Origin of the sequence: Terriglobus roseus (genome assembly GCF_900105625.1) — a bacterium.
Taxonomy (GTDB): domain Bacteria; phylum Acidobacteriota; class Terriglobia; order Terriglobales; family Acidobacteriaceae; genus Terriglobus; species Terriglobus roseus_B.
Window position 1 is genome coordinate 4,028,830 of sequence record NZ_FNSD01000001.1, and the last position, 19,739, is coordinate 4,048,568.

The 19,739-nt window shown below is 57.4% G+C and carries 13 protein-coding genes; 7 read left to right on the forward strand and 6 right to left on the reverse strand.

Going from position 1 to position 19,739, the window contains the following annotated elements; genetic code table 11:
• Positions 1–3: 3 nt before the first annotated feature.
• Positions 4–771: an SDR family NAD(P)-dependent oxidoreductase gene (locus BLW03_RS16880; protein ID WP_074655200.1), complete on the reverse strand. Its 768-nt coding sequence runs from the start codon at positions 769–771 to the stop codon at positions 4–6.
• Between the two features lie 180 nt (positions 772–951).
• Between BLW03_RS16880 and BLW03_RS16885 the strand changes: the two genes are divergently transcribed.
• The 6 genes from BLW03_RS16885 to BLW03_RS16910 all read left to right on the forward strand — a co-directional run bounded on the left by BLW03_RS16885 (position 952) and on the right by BLW03_RS16910 (position 10,198).
• Entirely contained in the window at positions 952–1,899 is a 948-nt protein-coding gene (locus tag BLW03_RS16885) for an AraC family transcriptional regulator (protein WP_074655201.1), read from the forward strand.
• A gap of 83 nt (positions 1,900–1,982) precedes the next feature.
• A complete protein-coding gene (locus BLW03_RS16890) occupies positions 1,983–2,372 on the forward strand; it encodes a putative quinol monooxygenase (protein WP_074655202.1) in 390 nt (129 codons plus the stop codon).
• Between the two features lie 342 nt (positions 2,373–2,714).
• Positions 2,715–3,965, forward strand: coding sequence for a hypothetical protein (locus tag BLW03_RS16895; RefSeq protein ID WP_139285234.1), 1,251 nt, complete (start codon positions 2,715–2,717; stop codon positions 3,963–3,965).
• 436 nt (positions 3,966–4,401) lie between these two features.
• Positions 4,402–7,692 carry a TonB-dependent receptor gene (locus BLW03_RS16900; RefSeq protein ID WP_074655204.1) on the forward strand — a complete coding sequence of 1,097 codons (3,291 nt, stop codon included), beginning with the start codon at positions 4,402–4,404 and terminating at the stop codon, positions 7,690–7,692.
• Between the two features lie 105 nt (positions 7,693–7,797).
• Positions 7,798–9,123 carry a Gfo/Idh/MocA family protein gene (locus tag BLW03_RS16905; protein ID WP_074655205.1) on the forward strand — a complete coding sequence of 442 codons (1,326 nt, stop codon included), beginning with the start codon at positions 7,798–7,800 and terminating at the stop codon, positions 9,121–9,123.
• Positions 9,124–9,214: 91 nt separating this feature from the next.
• Complete coding sequence (locus BLW03_RS16910) at positions 9,215–10,198, forward strand: sugar phosphate isomerase/epimerase family protein (RefSeq protein WP_074655206.1); 984 nt, start codon at positions 9,215–9,217, stop codon at positions 10,196–10,198.
• A gap of 91 nt (positions 10,199–10,289) precedes the next feature.
• Here the strand turns inward: BLW03_RS16910 and BLW03_RS16915 are convergent, their stop codons facing one another.
• The 5 genes from BLW03_RS16915 to BLW03_RS16935 all read right to left on the reverse strand — a co-directional run bounded on the left by BLW03_RS16915 (position 10,290) and on the right by BLW03_RS16935 (position 16,533).
• Positions 10,290–10,736, reverse strand: a complete 447-nt coding sequence (locus BLW03_RS16915) for a putative quinol monooxygenase (RefSeq protein WP_244502134.1) — start codon at positions 10,734–10,736, stop codon at positions 10,290–10,292.
• A 365-nt stretch (positions 10,737–11,101) separates the two neighbouring features.
• On the reverse strand, positions 11,102–12,034 hold the full coding sequence (locus BLW03_RS16920) for an AraC family transcriptional regulator (protein WP_074655207.1): 933 nt from the start codon (positions 12,032–12,034) through the stop codon (positions 11,102–11,104).
• Positions 12,035–12,135: 101 nt separating this feature from the next.
• Positions 12,136–14,484: a xanthine dehydrogenase family protein molybdopterin-binding subunit gene (locus BLW03_RS16925; protein WP_212733224.1), complete on the reverse strand. Its 2,349-nt coding sequence runs from the start codon at positions 14,482–14,484 to the stop codon at positions 12,136–12,138.
• Positions 14,471–14,959: a (2Fe-2S)-binding protein gene (locus BLW03_RS16930; RefSeq protein WP_074655208.1), complete on the reverse strand. Its 489-nt coding sequence runs from the start codon at positions 14,957–14,959 to the stop codon at positions 14,471–14,473. The genes BLW03_RS16925 and BLW03_RS16930 overlap by 14 nt, the downstream gene beginning before the upstream one ends.
• Positions 14,960–15,303: 344 nt before the next feature.
• Positions 15,304–16,533 (reverse strand): hypothetical protein, encoded by a 1,230-nt coding sequence (locus BLW03_RS16935; RefSeq protein WP_074655209.1) that lies wholly within the window; start codon positions 16,531–16,533, stop codon positions 15,304–15,306.
• Positions 16,534–17,299: 766 nt separating this feature from the next.
• Between BLW03_RS16935 and BLW03_RS16940 the strand changes: the two genes are divergently transcribed.
• Entirely contained in the window at positions 17,300–19,504 is a 2,205-nt protein-coding gene (locus BLW03_RS16940) for a YjbH domain-containing protein (RefSeq protein WP_139285235.1), read from the forward strand.
• The last annotated feature ends 235 nt before the right edge of the window (positions 19,505–19,739 follow it).

The following is a 19,739-nucleotide window of genomic DNA, read 5'->3' on the forward strand; positions in this document are numbered from 1 at the left end:
TCCCTACCGCATCACGTAGCCACCATCGACGGAGATCGACTGGCCGGTAATGTAGCTGGCTGCATCGCTGCACAGGAAGAGCACGGTGTTGGCAATCTCCTCCGGACGTCCTTCCCGCTGCATCGGAACGAACATCTCGCGCATTGTCTTGAGTGCTTCGCCCTGCCCTCCGGCTTCCATTTGATCGGCCATCGCAGTGCGGATGAGGCCTGGGCAAACATCATTCACGCGGATGCCGCGGGTTGCATACTCCAGAGCTGCGCTCTTGGTAAAGCCGATGACGCCGTGCTTTGCTGCGTGATACGTTCCGCGCTGATTGCCGCCGACCAGGCCACCCAGCGACGAGCAATTCACGATCGCGCCGCTGCCTTGCTCACGCATCACCTGCAGTTCGAACTTCATGCAGCTCCATACGCCGCGAAGATTGACGCCCATCACCCGGTCATAATCGTCGCGAGTCACGTCAGCGGTCTCCGCCAGGACGTTCTGGATGCCGGCATTGTTGTAGGCTGCGTCGAGACGTCCGAACGTCTTCACCGTCAGTTTGACCATCGCTTCGACTTCGTCGTCGTTCGAAACGTCGCAGCGGATCGCCAGAGTCTTGAAGCCCTTGTCTGCCAGTTCTCTTGTGGCCGTCTGAACTGCCTGTTCATTCACGTCCGCCAGAACAACCGCTGCGCCCGATTCCGCAAAGGCTTTCGCTGTAGCAAACCCCAGCCCAGATGCAGCACCCGTCACCAGTGCCACTTTTCCCTCAAATGAAATGACCATATCTCTTCCTCTCGTGTCCCTTGCTCTGATTCCGGCGAGTTCCGCCGATCTCGAGATCAAGACCAAGGCTAGGGATTGGGAAGATCGATTACTTACCTGATCCTGCCGATTGTTTGCACAATCCTGTTGGAGAAACAAATTTATAGCAAAACGTACTACGCTTGATTTGGGGGCGATGAGATGCCTGAGAAGAAGAAAAGCGTTGCCCAAAACGACACAGCCGTACAGGAAGCGAGACGCAGCCTTGCTCGTCGCATCGGATCGATCACCGGCGCTGCGGGTGAGCACGCAACGACTATCCCCGGGGTTGTTCTCTACCACCGGGATGAGCCGACTCCATGCTACCGGGCCTCCTATGAACCCAGCCTGAGCATCTTCACGCAGGGCCGAAAGCACGTCATTCTGGGTGAAAAGGAATATGTTTGCGATTCTTCGTCGTTTCTTCTTTCCTCGATCGACGTGCCTGCCCAGAGTCAGATCGTTGAAGCTTCAGAGAAGACGCCGTTGCTGGTGATGTTTCTGCGCTTCGACATGCCGATGGTTCGCGAGATCCTGACGCGGGATGATCTGCCGGAGGTGGAGCTTAACTCTCACCGGCAGGGCCTGGCAGTGGGCGAGACCACGGTAGACCTGCTGGCTGCCTGCCAACGTTTGCTCGATCTTGTGGATACGCCCGAGGACATTCCGTTTCTTAGCCCCTTGATCCAGCGCGAAATCATCTATCGTTTGCTCAAGACACCTCAGGCTGGCCGACTTCGAGCGATCGCGACAAGTGGGGACCTCGTACAGCGGACGGCAAGAGCGATCTCCTGGCTGCGCGCCAACTTCACAAAGCCACTCAGCGTGGAGGAACTTGCCTCGATCGCCCGCATGGGTGTCTCAACACTTCATCATCAGTTCCGTGCCCTGACGTCCATGAGCCCATTGCAATATCAGAAGATGCTCCGGCTTCAGACTGCTCGAGAGCGCATGTTGATGGATGGCCTCGATGCAACGACTGCCGCCTACGAAGTGGGTTACGAGAGCATCAGCCAGTTCAGCCGGGAGTACAGCCGCTGCTTCGGCCTCCCACCAATCCGGGACATACGCGCACTCAAGTCAAGTGCGCTCCTCACCGAAGCAAGGTAGGGTGAACATTCGCATCGGCTCTGCGTGCGTCTCGAGGTTGTTCGCGAACGACCGATTTTCAAGTTTGATGGAGAGGAGGGTTTATGCAGGGAACCATCTACCGCAATTGGCTATTCGCAACTTTGGCTGTTTCTGCGCTGACACCGATAGGACATACACAAACGACCGAACAACGCATCGTCAGAATCGCTGAGCTCGAGATCGACCCCAACCAATTGATGGCGTACAAGGAAGCTCTCAAAGAAGAGATTGAGGCTTCGATTCAATTGGAACCCGGTGTGTCAGCCCTCTACGCCTTATCGGTCAAAGATCATGCCAACCAAATTCCGATTTTCGAATGCTACTCCGACCAATCTGCCTACGAGTCACATCTTCAGACAGCTCACTTTCTGAAGTACACGTCCGCTACGCAAATCATGGTGAAGTCGCTGAAACTTATCCAGACTGACCTCATTCTGCTTGGATCGAAATGAACCGCTACAGATTGCAAGACGTGGTATGGAACCGGTCGCACGCGCTTCTTGGGTTCTATTGCTATTCCGTCTGACCTTGCCGAGACAAAGAAGGCATGTTTGGGAAGTAATCGAGCTCCGTTGGAGCGCTGCCGTAGAGTGTGCGCAGGGGCTCGCTAGAGGTATTTGCTGCGGCGTATACTCAGGCCGATTATGGCAACGCGCGTTGAAGACTTTTCCTTCGTGGATCGTAAGAATTCGGAAAGCATTCCGCACGACGCGGTGCGCCGCGAATTGGATCGGATGCTTCAGAGCAAGCACTTCCGAACGAGCAAACGAAGTGGCCAGTTTCTGCGACACGTCGTGGAACAGAAACTGGAAGGCAACGACGAAAACATTAAGGAGCGAATCTTAGGCATCGCGCTTTTTGGCCGCGATGCCAACTATGCCACCGGTGATGATCCCGTCGTGCGCGTACAGGCGAAGGAGGTTCGCAGGCGACTGGAAGCTTATCGCTCGGACCTGCCGAACGATGTGGAAGTCCTCATTGACCTTCCGACAGGCAGTTATGTACCAGCCTTCTCACTCAGAGAGTCGTCGCCCCTCAACCCGCTGCATGACTATGCCGGCATCCACCCTCTAGTCGATGTTCCGGATACTCACGCAGCCACTCCAGGGGGCAGGCCGGTGTTCGATGACGAGCAGACAACGCCGTCCGAAAAACCGGGCGGACTGAACGGCAATTCAGGATCCTCCTTCGTCGGTCATGGCGGCCTTTCACCACTCATCACGACCTTGGTGCTTGTCCTCGTGGCTGCACTCTCGATCGGATTTCTTGCGTGGATGCATAGCAGGAATCCGTACGACGGAGCGCTGCGAAAGTTCTGGGGACCAATCCTTGAGTCACCCAAACCGGCCGTCATCAGTCTTGGCAGGACGATCGCTTATGCACCGAACGAATCGCTTTATGGTGAATTCCGGAAAAGTCATCCGAACGCCTACCGAGACAGGCTCGATGAATATCTCGATGTGCTCTCCTTCGATAAGGACGCGACCATTCATTGGTCAGATCTTCGGCCGCTGGTCAACATCGGGCCAGCTTTTGGCGGCGTCCGGGCAGGGATGCGTATCAGTTCTCTTATGACCGGAATGCGAAAGCCATTCGTCGTCCGCTTTGGCTCCGAGAGTTCCTTCGTTGAACTCCGAGACTCGCCTGCGATTATTGTCGGTTCGATGAATACCCGCTGGACGAACAGTCTGGAGGGCGGCCTTCACTTTGCTATCCATGATCTGAGTTCGGATCAATATGTGGAGGAAGCACGGTCGAAGCGCACCTGGCGCGCCGGTCCTACCTCGCAGGGGTGGGTGGACTATGGCTTGATCACCCGTGAGGTGGTGGCCCCCACGGGCCAGTTCCTCGTCAAATTCGCGGGCGTCGGCGACGCCGGGACCGAGGCCGCGGGCGAACTGCTCACCAATGCCGATTTGCTCTCGAGCGCTGTGAAAAGGCTGCCTCGCGATTGGGAGCATAAGAATGTGCAGTTGCTTGTCGAGTTCAACGTCATTGATGGAAAAGCGGGACCGCCGAAGCTGGTCGATACGTACGTCTGGTAAGACGCCCGGAAGCGCCTGACTAATCGGCAATCCAGCCGCGCACTGCGGCTGCAGCCCCGCGTCGATTCATCTTCACCGGGGCTGTGTACCGCGAGCGCTGTTTCTATTTACACGTCCAGGTCCTAAGAATGACCCGAAACTCAAACTGTCGATCCGGGAGCGATTTGCTCTCGCGCCCGTGTTTGCGCGCGCTTTCTTTCCGCTTAATGGCTAACTGTCTGCGACTACACACTGTAAAAACACTGTTTTGTACCTGACAAGTTTGGCCACATGCCTGTATCAAGGGTCGTTCGTCGACCGCCCGATCAAGCGTCATGTACCAGGCGGCTTGATACGCGGAAGCCGGGCGCTGGCTCTGCAAGTCGGGGCCAGATTTCAGGAGGTGGTACGCATGGTAAAACCATTGAAAAGAATCGGCAGGTGCAGTCTCCAGATCATGCTGGCGATACTCACACTGCTGACGACGCACGATGCACTTGCGCAGGCAGTGAATGGAACACTACTTGGCACGATCACCGATCAAAGCAAAGCTGTCGTACCAGGCGCAACCATCACGATCACCGAGGTAAAGAGCGGCGCAGTCAAAACCACGAAGACAAACGAGAGCGGCTTCTTCGATTTTGAAGCGCTTCAACCCGGAACCTACCGTGTAAGCGCGACGCAGACCGGCTTCAAAGAAGCGCAGGTCGAGAATGTCGCTGTGGTCGTGAACAGTACGGCTCGAATTGATCTTTCGATGGCTCTCGGATCGATGCAGGAATCGGTCACGATCAGCGCGGCTCCAGAGGTATTGAAAACGGATCGTGCGGACGTAGCTGTCGACATCACCTCGCAGCAGGCTGAAGACCTGCCGCTCACGACGAATCGTAACGTTCAAGGGCTGGTTGCCCTGGCACCTGGTGCCACGAAACCCCGTCTCGTTCACTCTAATTTCTTCAATGCGCAGGCCTCGCTATCCACCGAGGTCAACGGCCAGTCTCGCCTCGCGAACAACACCGAGATTGAAGGCGTCGACGACAATGAGCGCTCGGGTCTGCTGCAGGTACTCATTCCGCCGAGTGAAGCCATCGAAAGCGTCAACGTGTCGACGGCAAACTACCAGGCGGAGTTTGGTCGCGTAGGCGGCGCCATTACGGACATCATCCTGAAATCCGGAACCAACGCGGTCCACGGCCAGGTCTACGAGTTCAACCGCATCAGCGCTCTGGCTGCCAAGACGAGGTTTCAGACTACGGACAGGGCGCCTTCTGTCTACAACTACACGGGCGGCAACGTGGGTGGCCCCATCCTGAAGAACAAACTCTTCCTCTTCGGCGACTACCTTCACATCGCCGATCACCAGGGGCAGTTCAATACCACCACGGTACCGACAGCCGCCTTCCGCGTCGGCGATCTCTCAGCCGGCGGCACCAACATCTACGATCCAGCAACGGGGGACGCAACAGGGAAAGGCCGCGCCCAGTTCAGCTATCAGGGCCGCCCCAATGTCATCGACCCAACGCGCATCAGTCCCATCACACAACGCATCCTTGCGCTGATCCCTCTGCCAAACGTGAATGGGAACAGCCTCACCAACAACTACAGCAAGAACACGCACTTCACACGGACGTCGAACTCGTTTGATGTGAAGGCCGACGCCAACCTGCGCGAAGGCGATCACGTGTCCTATCGTTACAGCTGGCAGAAGGTCGACCAGTATCAGGAGGCGCTCTTCGGCGCAGCGGGTGGCCCAGGTCAGGGTGCGAACAATGCTGCGGGCACGCAAACGGCCTACAACACCGCCTTGAACTACACCCATGTGTTCTCTCCCAAGCTGCTTGCCGAGGTCCGCATTGGCTTGAATCACTACCGCAACACGGCACGCCAGGTGGACTACGGGACGACCGCCTCTTCAGACATTGGTATTCCTGGCGTCAACCTTGATGCGAATACCAGCGGCCTCACGGGCATCAACCTGGGAGGTGGCCTCCCCGGCACGATCGTGGGATCGGGAGCCTCCTATCCCTGGGATCGTGGCGAGACCAACGTCGACCTGGTGAACAACTGGAGCAGGGTGCTCGGAAACCACAGCATCAAATTCGGTGGCGAGTTCCGCCGCGTCCGTGACGACCTGTTGCAAGGCCAGAGTTTTGGGCAGCGGGGTGTCTTCAACTTCACCGATGGCACAACTGCTCTTAACGGAGGCCCGAAGACCGGCATCGCGAATTATATGGCCAGCTTTCTGCTGGATGTCCCGAATTCGGCGGGACGCGACGTCGCTGTGAAAGACGCCACATGGCGCGAGTCGCAGGTGTTCGCTTACGCGCAGGATGCGTGGCAGGCTTCCTCGAAGCTGACGGCAAACTTCGGTGTTCGTTGGGAGCTCTATAAGCCGCCGACGGCCCGCCACAATGGCGATTACTCCAACTATGACCCGACCACAAACTCGCTGATCATCGCCGGCATTGGTAACAACCCGGCGGATCTGGGCATGGTGACGCGGTACAGCTACTTTGCCCCGCGAGTCGGCCTCGCCTACCGCTTCGACACCCAGACTGTCGTCCGTGCGGGCTATGGCATCAGCTATCAGTCGTGGCCGGACAACCTGAACAGTTACGCTACAAACTTCCCGCTGAAGCAGAACAATTCGTTCAACGCGCTGAACAGCTTCTCTCAGGCGCTGCAGAACAACGGAGCGCGAGCCTCCATGGCTGCGGGTTTCCCGGCGCCTCTGCTGGCCACCATCCCAGCCAATGGCGTCATCACCAACGCTCCGCTGCAGTCTTACTTTGTTGTGCCACTCAAGTGGAAGGCACCGTACGTCCAATCCTGGAACCTTGCGGTGCAGCGCGCGCTACCAGGCGGCTTTGCCCTTGATGTCGCGTATGTCGGCAACGTGGGGATTGGCCAGGCTCAAAATTACAACCTCAACGCAGGCTTCGTCGCCGGAGCAGGCGCTGCGGGACAGCCACAGTTCAGTACCTTCGGCAGAACCCAGTCCACGACCACCTTCCGTCAGGCCGGATCCAACTACAACTCGCTGCAAGTGAAGCTGGAACACCGTTTCGCCTCCAGCCTGTCCGCAACCGCGGCCTACACCTACCAGAAGGGCATGGGGTACACCACGTCTAATAGCACCGGCGTCGGCGGCACAAACTTCTACCTGGACTTCCAACGCAACTACACGGTCCTTGGCAACAACCGCACGCACACCCTGGTGCAAAGCTTCATCTACCAGTTGCCCTTCGGAAAAGGTAAGAAGTGGGCGAACCACGGCTTTGCGAGCCTGATTGCCGGCGGTTGGCAGACGACCGGTGTCATGTCGATCGAGTCGGGCACACCCTTTTCGGTCACTGCCAGCGCGACCATCCTGAACGCACCTGGCAATACCCAGGTCGCCAACATCAACGGTAAGTTCACAAAGCGCGGTGGCATCGGGGCCGGAACAACCTGGTTCGATACTTCGGTCTTCAGCCAGCCCACCACAGCCGCCTACGGGAATACGGGACAGAATGCATTCATCGGACCGGGCTTCTTCAACCTGGATGCTTCGGTCTTCCGCACCTTCGCCCTTACGGAACGAGCGAACCTTGAACTTCGCGCCGAAGGATTCAGCATCACCAACACACCGCAATACGGCAACCCCAGCAGCAACGTGAACAACTCCGATTTCGGCCAGATCAACGGCTCCAGCGGAGGTGCTTCTGGCAATCGCAGTGTTGAACTCGCCGGCAAAATTCGTTTTTAGCCTGCTTGTTCCAGCCGTACCGGAATTGTCCTCACGCACATCGATCAGCCTGCAACTCAGTCGAGCCAGCGCTGACGTTCACGCCGCACGAAGTAAGGAGTTTTCATGATCAATCGCCGGGATTTCATCGGTCGTGCTGCCGCAACCGCGGCAGTACTGACCACAACGACAGCGAAGAGCTACGCACGAATCCTCGGCTCGAATGGACGAGTGAATTTCGCAGTCATCGGTCTGCGAAGCCGAGCCTATGCACATCTTGCAGCTCTGCACGCGAACAAAGAAAGCGCGCAGATCGTCACGGTCGCCGACGTCGACAGCCGTTACCTCGATAAGTTCTGCAGCGACGTAGCTACGAAGACGGGCAACTCACCGAAAGGCGAGAAAGACTTTCGCAACGCGCTGTCGAACAAGGATGTCGACGCCATAACCATTGCGACACCAGATCACTGGCATGCGCCCATGGGGATCCTTGGGATGCAGGCCGGGAAGCACGTCTACGTTGAGAAGCCGTGCGCCTACAACCCACAGGAAGGGCTCTGGCTCGTCGAAGCCCAGAAGAAAACTGGCAAGCTTTGTCAGATGGGATCACAACGTCGCTCATCGAAGCCGGTGATGGAAGCCATCGACAGGCTTCGGTCCGGCGTCATCGGCAAGCCCTACTGGGCTGAGACCTGGTATGCAACGGCCCGCCAGCCGATCGGTGTGGGCAAACCAATTCCAGTTCCTGCAACACTGGACTGGGACTTGTGGCAGGGCCCCGCTCCGCGACAGGCGTACACCGACAATGTTCATCCGTATAACTGGCATTGGTTTCGTAAGTGGGGCACAGGAGAAACCTTGAATAACGGCACGCACGAGGTAGATGTCGCCGTATGGGCCCTGGGAGTGGGTCTTCCCAGGCGCGTCACTGCTCTGGGGGGTCGTTTCCAGGCGAAAGATGACTGGCAGTTCTACGACAACCTTGACGTTGCCTTCGAATACCCGGACGCGATGATCACCTGGAAAGGATCTTGCATCAGCGGCAAAAAGACCTACGGCCGGGATCGCGGCGTCGCTGTGCATGGGACGAAAGGCACCATGGTCATCGACATAGGTGAGTGGGAAGTCTATGACGAGAAAGATCACATGATCGACTCGTCCGCAAAGGTTGTGAAGACGGCCGCAGCTCCTTCCTCCGATCGTGCAGGCATCGACGTCCACACGGATCAACATTTCGGAAACTTTATTGGTGCCATCCGCAACGGCGAGGCGCTGCACCAGCCAGTGGCTCAGGGAAACATCTCTGTGACTGCTTTGCATTTTGCGAACATCGCCTACTTCACAAAGCGTTCCCTCAATATTGACGGCAATGGCATGATCCTTGGCGACAAAGAGGCTCAGGCCATGACGAAGCGGGCAGAGTATGCGAAGGGCTTTGAGCCAAAAGTGTAGGCAACACACGGCAGCCGTGCTCCAGCTCAGATCGGACACGGCCGCTGAATCGCCCTCAAACAAACAGCTTCACCGACTATCCGGAGAACCGATGCGACTGAATCGACGCGAACTTCTTTATGGTGCGGCAGCCGTGGCCGCAACCACCACTTTTCCAAGCCTGGTCTCGGCGCAGGTCAAGCAACTGGCAGCTTCCTGCCCCTTCCATCTTGCGGTGATCAACGACGAGATCTCTCCGGATCTGGATCATGCAGCCTACATCGCATCGAAAGAATTCGGCTTGCACCACCTTGAACTGAGAAATATCAACGGCAAGGGTCTTCACATCATGTCATCCGACGAACTGGCTGAGGCAAAGAAGATCCTTGCAAAGTATCAGCTCAAAGTGACTGACATTGGGAGCCCTCTCTTCAAGAGCGACCTGCCCGGCGCGCCGCTCTCGAAAGATAGTCCTAAGCGGAAAAATCCTTCAGCACCGGATGTCGATCAGGATGCACTTCTGGATCGATGCATCGATTTGGCGAAGACATTCGGAACGGATCGTATTCGCTGCTTCGATTTCTGGCGTCTTGATGATGCTGCTGCCTATCGTAAGCAGATCAATCAAAAGTTGGACGAGGCGGCAAGCAAGTGCAGCAAGCATGGCTTGGTCCTCGTACTCGAGAACGAAATGGCCTGCAACACGGGCAGTGGTGCCGAGGCCCTGGCGACACTGAATGGAGTGCCCAACCGCGGCCTGATGTTGAACTGGGATCCAGGTAATTCCGGCACCTTCGCGACTGACGTTCCATTTCCAGATGACTACGAACGGCTGCCGAAGAGCCGCATCGGACACGTACATGCAAAGAACGTAAGAATGGCGCCAGAGACTAAAAGCGGCTGGGAATGGCAACCCGTTGACATCGGCAAGATAGATTGGGCTGCGCAGTTCAAGGCTCTGAAACGTGATGGCTACACCCACGCCGTAAGCCTAGAAACTCACTGGCACGGCGGAGGAACCCCGGAAAACTCCACTCGTCGCAGCATGCAGGGACTCATGGCATGCATGGAGAAGGCAGAACTCCTGCGCTCCTAGAGCTAGCGCATGACACCGCGAAGGAGCAGGTCGATCGCATCGATCAAGGCGAAGTAATCGGCCTGCCCTCTTCGTTCCGAGAGGAGGACGCCTATGGGTTGATTCTCTTTCCGAGCATCACGCTGAACTTTCCGAAAGGGACATCGAGCCGGAAGAGGTGCGCAGGGTAGGCCAGCATTTCTTCCAACTCTGCGGCACGCAGAAAGTTACGTCCACCGGGTCCGACGTCGTGTGCATTTCGTGCTGCGGTGTCGGGAAACGCCTCGAAGATGCCGAAGGTCGTGTCAGAGAATCGGAGTCCGAACCACGGGCCGGTCCCGGGTTCCTGTTCAACGCCGGCGAGAATGTCTCGAAGGAATTGTTCAACTTTGTCACCATGACCTGGCTTGGCTTCAAGATTGATGTAATACGCCTTTGGTCCTGGCGTATTATCGCGGCCACTCCGCACCCAACCTGGATGAACCTCTAGTGCCGTATCGTTGGGAGGATTGGGACCAGGCGATGTTCCCATTTGCGGGCTTGTCGTGATCTCTGCCATTGAAGTCTCCTTAACGTTAGTTGTTCGCTCATCGGCGATAACAGCGATCTCTTCCTCGAGAGGCTCGGCGCATGCTTATGCATCCTCCTCTCGATCACTCCGATGTGACGAGCCAGAACGCGGTTGCTGTCGACTGGGGCCGCAGTGCGTAAACCGCAAGATCCCGATAATCATTCGCTGGATTTTGCTAGTCCATTACGCGCTGCCTCCTAAGGCTGCCTGAGTGCGACACCTTAGGAGGGTTCGCATGACCGAAGACTTAGCTTTCTCAGAGAAACTTGTATTTATTACGGGAACTGCCAGCGGCATTGGCTTGGCGACGACATAGTTGGTCATCGCTCAGGGAGCTCACAGTTGCGCCTCAATTACATTTCACCGAATCCGCTGTGGGCTCGTTGGGATGATCGGAAGTTCATCGGGCTTTGTGAGAACTCCCGACGGAAAGCCGCTGCGAAATGTGACTCCGTGCCGAATCCACATGACAAGGCAATCTCAAGGATCGATTTGTCCGTGTGGCACAGCATTGATCTCGCTGTCTGCAGTCTCAACTGCAGGATATGCCGGTGTGGCGATGCACCCACTGCTTTCCTGAACAGCGCCGCGAAATGAAATTGACTGATACCGGCTTCTCTCGAGAGCGCACGAAGGTCGAGGCGGTCTGACAGATGTGCGTCGATGTATTCCAGAACTCTTACCAGACGGTAGTCAGAGATTCGCTCCCGAGCCAGCGACTTATGCCATTCGATACCCCTGGATGACCCAAGCAAAAGATGCGCGGCCAGCCACTGCGCAGCGGCCTGGGCGTAAAAATCCGGCGCCCCCGCTTTCAGTGCAGACACTACTGAAGAGCTGAGATTCGTGACGAACGGGTCATCCAGGAATGGAACTTCGTTGAGCACTGTCTTACATGTGAAGCCTGGCCTCGATAATTCCTGGGCTACGGAATCGACCGAGTCCTGGTGCAAGATCAAGACCAGGGAGGCGAGACTGCTCTGTCCCTCAAAGTGTCGGCGCACGACACATTCATGTCCAGCAGGGGTAAGGCTGCCCATCCCTTTGAAATACTGCCTTAATCCGCGCCATTTCCCCTTGTAGAAGGATTCGACCTTGATGCTTTTACTGAGAAGCAGGCTAACGGCATGATCGGAAAAACCGGGATTCCGAATGGGCTCGTCACAAGGCGGTTGCTCTCGAATACGCACGCCCAGCGATCTCCAACCTGCCTGTTCGCTGTTGACATGATCGATGTATTTTCCTTCAGGGAATTTGCCGTTCGAGTTTTTCCATTGGCTTGCCACAGGTCGTACTCCTCTCCGCCTGAACAGCCCGATGTCTTGGTCGTATACGAAGAGACGAAACCCGCTGTCTCTCTACGAGCAGCGGGCTTCGCCGTTGCGCTTTAGATCGTGTAGCCGCTGCGGCTGAAGGGCATGCTGCGCACACGGTCTCCAGTCGCAGCAAAGATAGCGTTGCCGAGCGCCGGCGCCAGCGGCGGCAGACATGGCTCCCCAAGGCCCGATGGACGGAAATCCGACTGAATGAAGTGGGCTTCTACCGGCGGTGCCGCGCGCATTCTCAGGATCGGGTACGCGTGGAAGTTGGTCTGCTTGATCCGGCCGTTCTCCACGTCGATCTGCAGGCCCATGGCGGTCGAGAGGCCGTCGATCACACCACCCTGCACCTGGTTTTCGGCGCTGCTCATATTGACGATGGGACCGATGTCCGCGACCGCGACGATGTTGTGGATGGTGATGTGCTTCTTGGCGTCGACGGACAATTCCACAACCTCCGCAACGTGGCCCCCATAGGCAAAACTGAAAGCAATACCCATACCGCGGCCGGGTGGCAGCTTCTTGCCCCATCCCGCTTTCTCGGCGGCCAGCTTCAGCACGCCGGACGCGCGGCTGGCATTGAACGTTCCCGCGCGTGCGCCGGCGTTTTCGATAGGTGCACCAGCCGGAGCAGGGCCACCTTTGCGGGCGTCCGGTCCAGCTGTTTCGGCACGATGGAACCATTCCAGAAGGAACTCCACATGATCTCGCCCGGCTGCAACGGACAACTCGTGCAGGAAGCTGCCGACCACGAACATTTGCGTGTTATCCGTAGGCGCTCGCATTGGTCCGCAAGGGATCTGCAGCGGCAGCAGACTAATGGCATACCGGGTGTTCGGAGCTATGTCGGTAGGGAAGCTGTTGTTGCTGCGGCCACCGCCAGAGATCGGGCGATTCTCTCCTGCGGTGAAGCTGACGATGTGATTCTGGAATGCCGTTAGCTTGCCTGACGTATCAACGGAACCCTTGAGATAGTGGAAGCCCGGCGCTCGAAACATGTCGTGCGCAAAATCATCTTCACGCATCCATTGCAACTTCACCGGCACCTTCAGTTTTGCCGCGATTGCGACGGACTCCAGCAGGTAGTCATTCGCCAACCTTCGGCCGAAACCGCCGCCAGCACGTGTCTGGTGGATGGTGACCTTGTCCTCTGGAAGATTCAACAGCTTCGCAACCTGGGGAATGCCGCGGTCCGCGACCTGGCTTGGCGTCCACAATTCGATGCCGCCATCGTGAAACCACGCGGTGCCGTTATCCGGTTCCAACTGCTGATGCGAGATCATGGCATAGTCATAAGCCGCTTCGACGACCTTGGCCGCCGATGCGAAGGCCGCGTCGACGTCGCCAATGTTGGTCGCTGGAGCCGGCAGCTTGGTCGAGATCTCTTTCGCCTTCGCGGCAGCCGCCGTCAGAGAATCTTTGGAAGCGGAGGTCTCGTCCCAATCCACCTTGAGCGCAGACTTGGCCTTGAAGACTTCCCACGTCGACTTACCGATGATGGCCACGCCCGGCATCACCTCCGCAGGATTGCCATTGCCCTCCAGGACAAAGGCGTCCAGGATGCCGGGCAGGCGCTTGATCTCATCCAGATTTGCGCTCTTCACTTTGCCGCCAACGGCAGGGCACTTGGTGTAATTCGCGTAAACCATGCCCGGCAGCTGCACATCGATGCCGAAGATCGGCTGGCCTGTGACGATGCTCCGATTACCAACGCCACTGAAACGCTTGCCGAGCAGCTTCCAATCTGCACGTGCCTTCAGAGGCAAGCTCGCAGCGTCCGGCACTGGTTGCGCGGAAGCTGCAATTGCGAGTTCGCCATAGGTGAGTTTGCGGCCGGATGCTTGATGAAAGGCCTGACTATCAGAGGTCGTGCACTCCTTGGCGGGAACCTTCCACTGTTCCGCCGCTGCGGCCACCAGCATGGCCCGGGCCGCGGCGCCTGCCTGCCGCAACTGATCCCAACCTCGCGGGATGGAGGTGGAACCGCCTGCGCTCTGTGAGCCGTATACCTTTGGGTTTATCGGCGCCTGGTCGACGGTGACGTTCTTCCAGTCGGCATCGAGTTCTTCGGCAATGATGAGGCCGAAGGCCGTCTTGATACCCTGACCAATCTCGGGCCCCTTGGAAAAGATTGTGATCGTGTTGTCGGGCGCGATCCGAACGAAAGCATTGAGGACAGATGGGCCTGGACTGGTTGCTGCGCCCGCAAGCTCGAGTACCGCAGCGTGCGCTGGGTTGGTATCGAGTTGAAACATCAGTGCGAGGCCGCCGCCAGCAAGGGCGACCTTCTTCAGGAAATCGCGCCGGCCGAAGGTTGGAGCAGCCGAGGGAAGCGTGTGCATCTCCGCGATGAGCGACTGCATATCCGCGTCGAATTGCGTAAGTTGCTGGGCGTAAGTGTTCTCAAGCGTGGGCATGACTCTCCTTTCCAACCGGCGCAGCGGTGCCTGCAACCCGACGGATGGCCATCCGGATGCGATTGTAGGTGGCGCAACGACACAGATTGCCGGACATCGCGGCCTCGATCTGATCGTCAGTCGGGTGCGGGTTCGTCGCCAGCAGCGATGCGGCGCTCAGGATCTGACCGCCCTGGCAGTAACCGCATTGCGCAACGTCAAGATCAATCCAGGTCTGTTGCAGCACATGCAGTCTGCCTTGATCCGCGAGCCCCTCAATCGTGACCACATTGCCCCGAACTTCGGAGGCCTTAAGCAGACAAGACCGTGTGCTGCGGCCGTTTATAAGGATGGTGCAGGCCGCACACTGACCGATACCGCAACCGTACTTGGTCCCTTTTAGATCGAGCGTGTCGCGAAGAACCCACAGAAGGGGCGTGTCATCGCTCACATCGACGGTCACATCCTTCTTGTTGATGTTCAGCTTGAATGGCATGGGGAGCACCTCGAGGGTGGATTGGCCGCAAGATGCGGCTTACGCAGGCGCCGTTTGGATTCTTTAGCGATATCACAGGAACCCGCGTCGCCCGTGCAAAAACAGTATCATTTCGCGCCTTCGGCGTATGTTGCGAATCGTTGGAAAAAACGAGATCGATGGCCGAACGCTTCCGGGTGTTTGGTCCCCAGTCCGTCATGCGCATGGAATGCAAAATAGGAACAGGGTCCAAGCTTTCGCGTGGACCCTGTTCCCATTTGTCGTACTCCCACTGCCTGCTGCCTTCTTCGCCCGCAAGCGCTCCACGGTATGCGAAGAAGGCGGCAGCGGTTGCTGTTCAGGAGCTAGAACAAGTTGACGCTGGTGCTGCCCGTCGCCGCTGTCAGGCTGAACGTCTTCGAGACAGTGGTCAGCAAGCCTAACGAGGTCGCACTTGCCCACGCGCCGGCAGTGCTGCTCGATTTTGCGAGCGTTACGGTGAAAGCGCCACTCGGCAAATTGCCACAGGTCAAACTGAGCACCTTGGAGGCGTAGGAGGTAGGAGTGCAGCCTGTCTGGCTGAACTGGTAATTGGCGGGATTCAGCACCGAGTGGGAGTAGCTAGAGTCGCCAGCCCCGCTTGCGACCATATCGTCGCTGAAGGTGATGGTGAACTGACGCACATCCCACAAATTGCCACTCGCAACAGCTACCAGGTTGTATCCCACGACCGACGGGTTGTTGGCCACGGCAATGACTGGCGGCGTATAGGTCGTTGGGGTCGACGTGACCGTAAGACCCGTCGACGAAGAAGAAGCTGTCGAGGTAATGGCATTGGTCACGAGCTGCGTGTTCGAAGCGGTCATCACTGTCGATTCCGTCACAGCAGGCGTTGTGGAGACAGCAACACCAGATGTCTGGACACTGGTTGGTGTCACGGCCTTCAGCGCGTTGTTGCCTGTCGCATTACCCACAACATTCGCCGCTACGGCAACGGAGGTGTTGGCAATGGTAGCGGCTATGGAGCAGCTCAGGCCGGTGATGTTGCTATTGCTGGATGCCACCCCGTTGATCGCGCTGCACAGGGAGGTTTGCAGGCCGCTCGCCACAGTTGCCGTATTCGTCAGCGATGCCACCGGCGTCGCTGCAAATTGACTTGCTATCTGACTCAACACGGTCAGATTGATGTTGTTCAACTGCTGCGCAGTCAGCGTGGTACCGCTCTTGGTCGCAGCATCCTGAATCGCCGTCGTCAGAGTGGTGGCGGCCGTCATGACCGAATTCAGGAAAACCATCGCTGCCGGCGTCAAACCCGATCCAGCGGTGAGATCGCTGTCAAACGTCTTTCCTGCAGGGAGAAGGGAATTGAGCGTAGCTGCGAGATTGCCGGTTGTATCCAACTCGACCAATGTCGTTAGGGGAGAGACCGAAGCTGCGCCACCCGGTGAGAGCATCGTTAGTGCCGTTTTCCCGGTGATGCTGTCCGTGCCCCCCTGGGAGACCACCACATACTTGTAGCTGGGGGTCGTCGGCAGCGTAAAGGTACCGGTGGAGGAGGTTTTGGTCGACGTGCTCTGCTCTGCGGTGTCGATCACGAAGCGGGTACCTGCTGAAAGGTCGTCGGCCCAAACGGTGGAACCGCTGACCGGGCCTTGTACGACTTTGCCCGTCTGCCCCAGTCCATTGAGGCTCGGAATCTTGGAAGAAGACCCCCCGCAACCGAACAGGGGAGCAAATACCAAAGCAGAGAAAGATAGCGCAGATGCCTTTTTGCCAAGTTGCAAGGTGAACCTCCTAAAGTTTGTTTCCTGAAGCGGCTCTTTTCAACACGTGCAGATAAGGAGAGGCTTCGCACTTCAGGTAATCAGACTTAACTAGTTCGATGGCAATGACATGAACTTGGTTTTGATCTGTCTTAAAAAACCCGAAGGAGATATGAAGGCTTCTTCTTTATGATACTTCATAAGATTTTTTGTGTCAAAGTGGAACTGCTGGTTATAGTTGACATTGTCAATGTATCAATGCATTTGTCGCTTTTAGCCGTCGATATGTCATAAGAAATCGTGTTTTGACGTTCCTGTTTTTTGGTCACTCATTGACAGGTGACCACAGGTTACTGTGGATGCATAGACATGTTTTAAGGGTTACTGAAAAGACGAATATGCGGCGAATAGTCGCATCAAGTGACTTTGCCCTGGGGACCGCTTGGTCAGCCGCGGCTGGCCGAGCGGCGAAACCTTCTTCTTCTCGCGGAAGCTCCTCTGTGAGGTCATTTTCGCTTTCTCGGAAAAGGGTTTGAAATCCGGATTGAAACCGGGGAAAACGTTGCGGGACACACATCGCAACGAGGTGCTCGACAGCATGAGATTCAAGGCACGGACAGTTATGGTGCTGTTAAGTGTGTCCATCGGGCGTGGCCTGCATGCCCAGGCGGATCAGGGCTCGGCTCTTTCCCTTCAGGGGTTTTCAGGCGTTCTCAACACTCCGAATGGCCATGTGCAGCGGGAAGGAACCTTCGACCTGCTGTACAGCAATCAGCGGGATAATGTCGTGGGTTATGGCATCCCAGCCTGGCAGGACAACTTCCTGTTCTCTGTTGGAATGTTCAACTTCGTCGAGGTTGGCGGTCGGCTGACCAGTGCTCCGCCCTTTCCAACCCATTCCGGCATCCGCGACCTTTCCGCGAACTGGAAAGTGTCTTCCGATCCTCTGACGGCACGGTTCCGCTTCTCCCCAGCACTGGCCGTGGGCATGCAGGACGTAGGTGGAGGGGCGCACCTGCTGGGAACCAAGTATGTCGCTGGCTCTGTCGACCCGGTTGGTTGGTTGCGGCTGTCCGCTGGCTATGGAAGCGGTCCGGGACGGATGAAAGGCGCGTTCGGCGGCATGGAGCTGATGGCTCATCCCTGGGTCACCCTGCTTGGCGACTATGACACCAGCAATACCAATCTGGGTGTACGCCTGACAGCTCCAGCGTTGCCGTATATCCCGGTTCGATTGACGGCCACCTTCTCCTCACCGGTCCAGAATTCGCAGGGGCTGGGGATTGCGGGCGGCTTGATTATCCCTCTAGACTTCAAGAAGTCGTCACACCACAGAGCTTCTCTCACTACGGACCATGGAAGCTGGCAGTCCCAGAAGACTCTTTGGGATGTTTTTCGGGCCAGGAATGTTCAAGTGACGGCGGATCCTGCGTCGTCGCCGACCGATGTGTCCGCAACAGCGCCCGTGGCAACGCCTTTGTCTGGAGTGGCGTCTCCCTCTCCTTCGGGCGACCCAGTGTTGACGGCGGTCCCGCCACCAGTGCCGATTCTCTCTGGCAACAATACAAAGCAGGAGTCCCCGGAATGGGTTCGGGAACACCTGATCAAGGGCGGATTCGTCAACGTTCGAGTGGGGTTGCTGGGGAAGACGCTTGTTGTGGAGTACGAGAACATCCGCTACAACCACAACGAGCTGGACGCAATAGGGGTCGTTACCGGAATCGCCAGTCAGGCAGCCGGAGACGGCGTCGAAGACCTTCGGTTGGTAGTGAAGCGAAGGGGACTGGAACTGCTGCAGATCGAAGCGCAGCTCGAGCCTCTGCGTGACTGGTTGCAAGGCGATGTGCAGACCAAGGCACCGACGCTCGTCGTCACCCAAAAGTTGGCCAGCGAAGCCGGTACCAACTTTGTGGCCGGTGGAACCAACCCCGGAAGACTGCGGCCTTCGATCATGGTGTACCCGTCCTTGATCACCCTGGTCGGTACCGAGAACGGCGTCTTCGACTACCAGCTCTCGATTCGACCGGAGCTCCAGTTGCCACTCTGGCGCGGCGCGACGGGCGTGGCGCGATGGGATCTGCCGATCTCCTGGAGTGGCAACCTGGACGACGGGCAGGTCTATGCCGCGTACCGCACCCCGGCGCGGATGGATCGGTTGATGTTTTTTCAGGCGGTGACACTCGCTCCCGGGCTTGTAGCCAACCTGGGCGCAGGCAAGATTCAAGACACGACGAACGGTACCCTCAATGAGTTGAGTTGGACCGTTGGCGGCGGCATGAATCGTTTCAAGGCGATCCAGTCCTGGGGGCGCGACAGTGGCACGAACCGAAATGTTTTTCTCGGCTCGTACCGCTACTTTCTCGCACGTTACGATCTCGGGTTCGAGGGGGTTGCGGGACGCTTCTGGGGACAGGACACTGGTTTCAAGGTCAGCATGCAGCGGTTCTTCGGCGATGCGTCAGCCTCCCTGTATTTCAAGGATTCGAAGTTGCAGAACGGCCCCGAGCGCTGGCTGCAGGCGGGCATCCAACTGGAGTTCCCGCTCACGCCACGCAGGGACATGAAGGCGCGACCGATACAAATCCGTGGCAACCAGGACTGGCTCTACGCGCAGGAGACGGGTATCGCTTCCTCTTCGATCCAGAACTCGAACTACATCCAGCCTGGACTGGCAGTCGTGCCGGAACCAGCACAAGCCCTGGATCTTTACTTCTACGACCGCGAACGCCTCAATGCTGACTACATCCGCAGTCACACAGAGCGGATCAAGGATGCCTGGCGGTTCTTCCGCGACGGTGTGTAGTTTCGCAAAAAGCCCGCCATATGGCGGGCTTTTCCGTTTAGGTGGTTCGTTAAGGGAAAGGTAGCCAATCGTTCGGATCTCACCCGAGGGGGTGGCACGACTCACCCGCCTGCTCTCATGCGGTGACTACCGGTTCGGCGTGGGTGCGGTTGGCGTTGACTATCCCCGGCCAGTGTTGGCCAACGCGCCGTGTCCTGCTTACGGCCTGCATCCGAAACAGAATGCTCAAGGGTTA

Bases quoted from the DNA above. Each gene is read 5' to 3' on its own strand.
- BLW03_RS16880 (WP_074655200.1), bottom strand. From the start codon at position 771: ATGGTCATTTCATTTGAGGGAAAAGTGGCACTGGTGACGGGTGCTGCA.
- BLW03_RS16885 (WP_074655201.1), top strand. From the start codon at position 952: ATGCCTGAGAAGAAGAAAAGCGTTGCCCAAAACGACACAGCCGTACAG.
- BLW03_RS16890 (WP_074655202.1), top strand. From the start codon at position 1,983: ATGCAGGGAACCATCTACCGCAATTGGCTATTCGCAACTTTGGCTGTT.
- BLW03_RS16900 (WP_074655204.1), top strand. From the start codon at position 4,402: ATGCTGGCGATACTCACACTGCTGACGACGCACGATGCACTTGCGCAG.
- BLW03_RS16905 (WP_074655205.1), top strand. From the start codon at position 7,798: ATGATCAATCGCCGGGATTTCATCGGTCGTGCTGCCGCAACCGCGGCA.
- BLW03_RS16910 (WP_074655206.1), top strand. From the start codon at position 9,215: ATGCGACTGAATCGACGCGAACTTCTTTATGGTGCGGCAGCCGTGGCC.
- BLW03_RS16915 (WP_244502134.1), bottom strand. From the start codon at position 10,736: ATGGCAGAGATCACGACAAGCCCGCAAATGGGAACATCGCCTGGTCCC.
- BLW03_RS16925 (WP_212733224.1), bottom strand. From the start codon at position 14,484: ATGCCCACGCTTGAGAACACTTACGCCCAGCAACTTACGCAATTCGAC.
- BLW03_RS16930 (WP_074655208.1), bottom strand. From the start codon at position 14,959: ATGCCATTCAAGCTGAACATCAACAAGAAGGATGTGACCGTCGATGTG.
- BLW03_RS16940 (WP_139285235.1), top strand. From the start codon at position 17,300: ATGAGATTCAAGGCACGGACAGTTATGGTGCTGTTAAGTGTGTCCATC.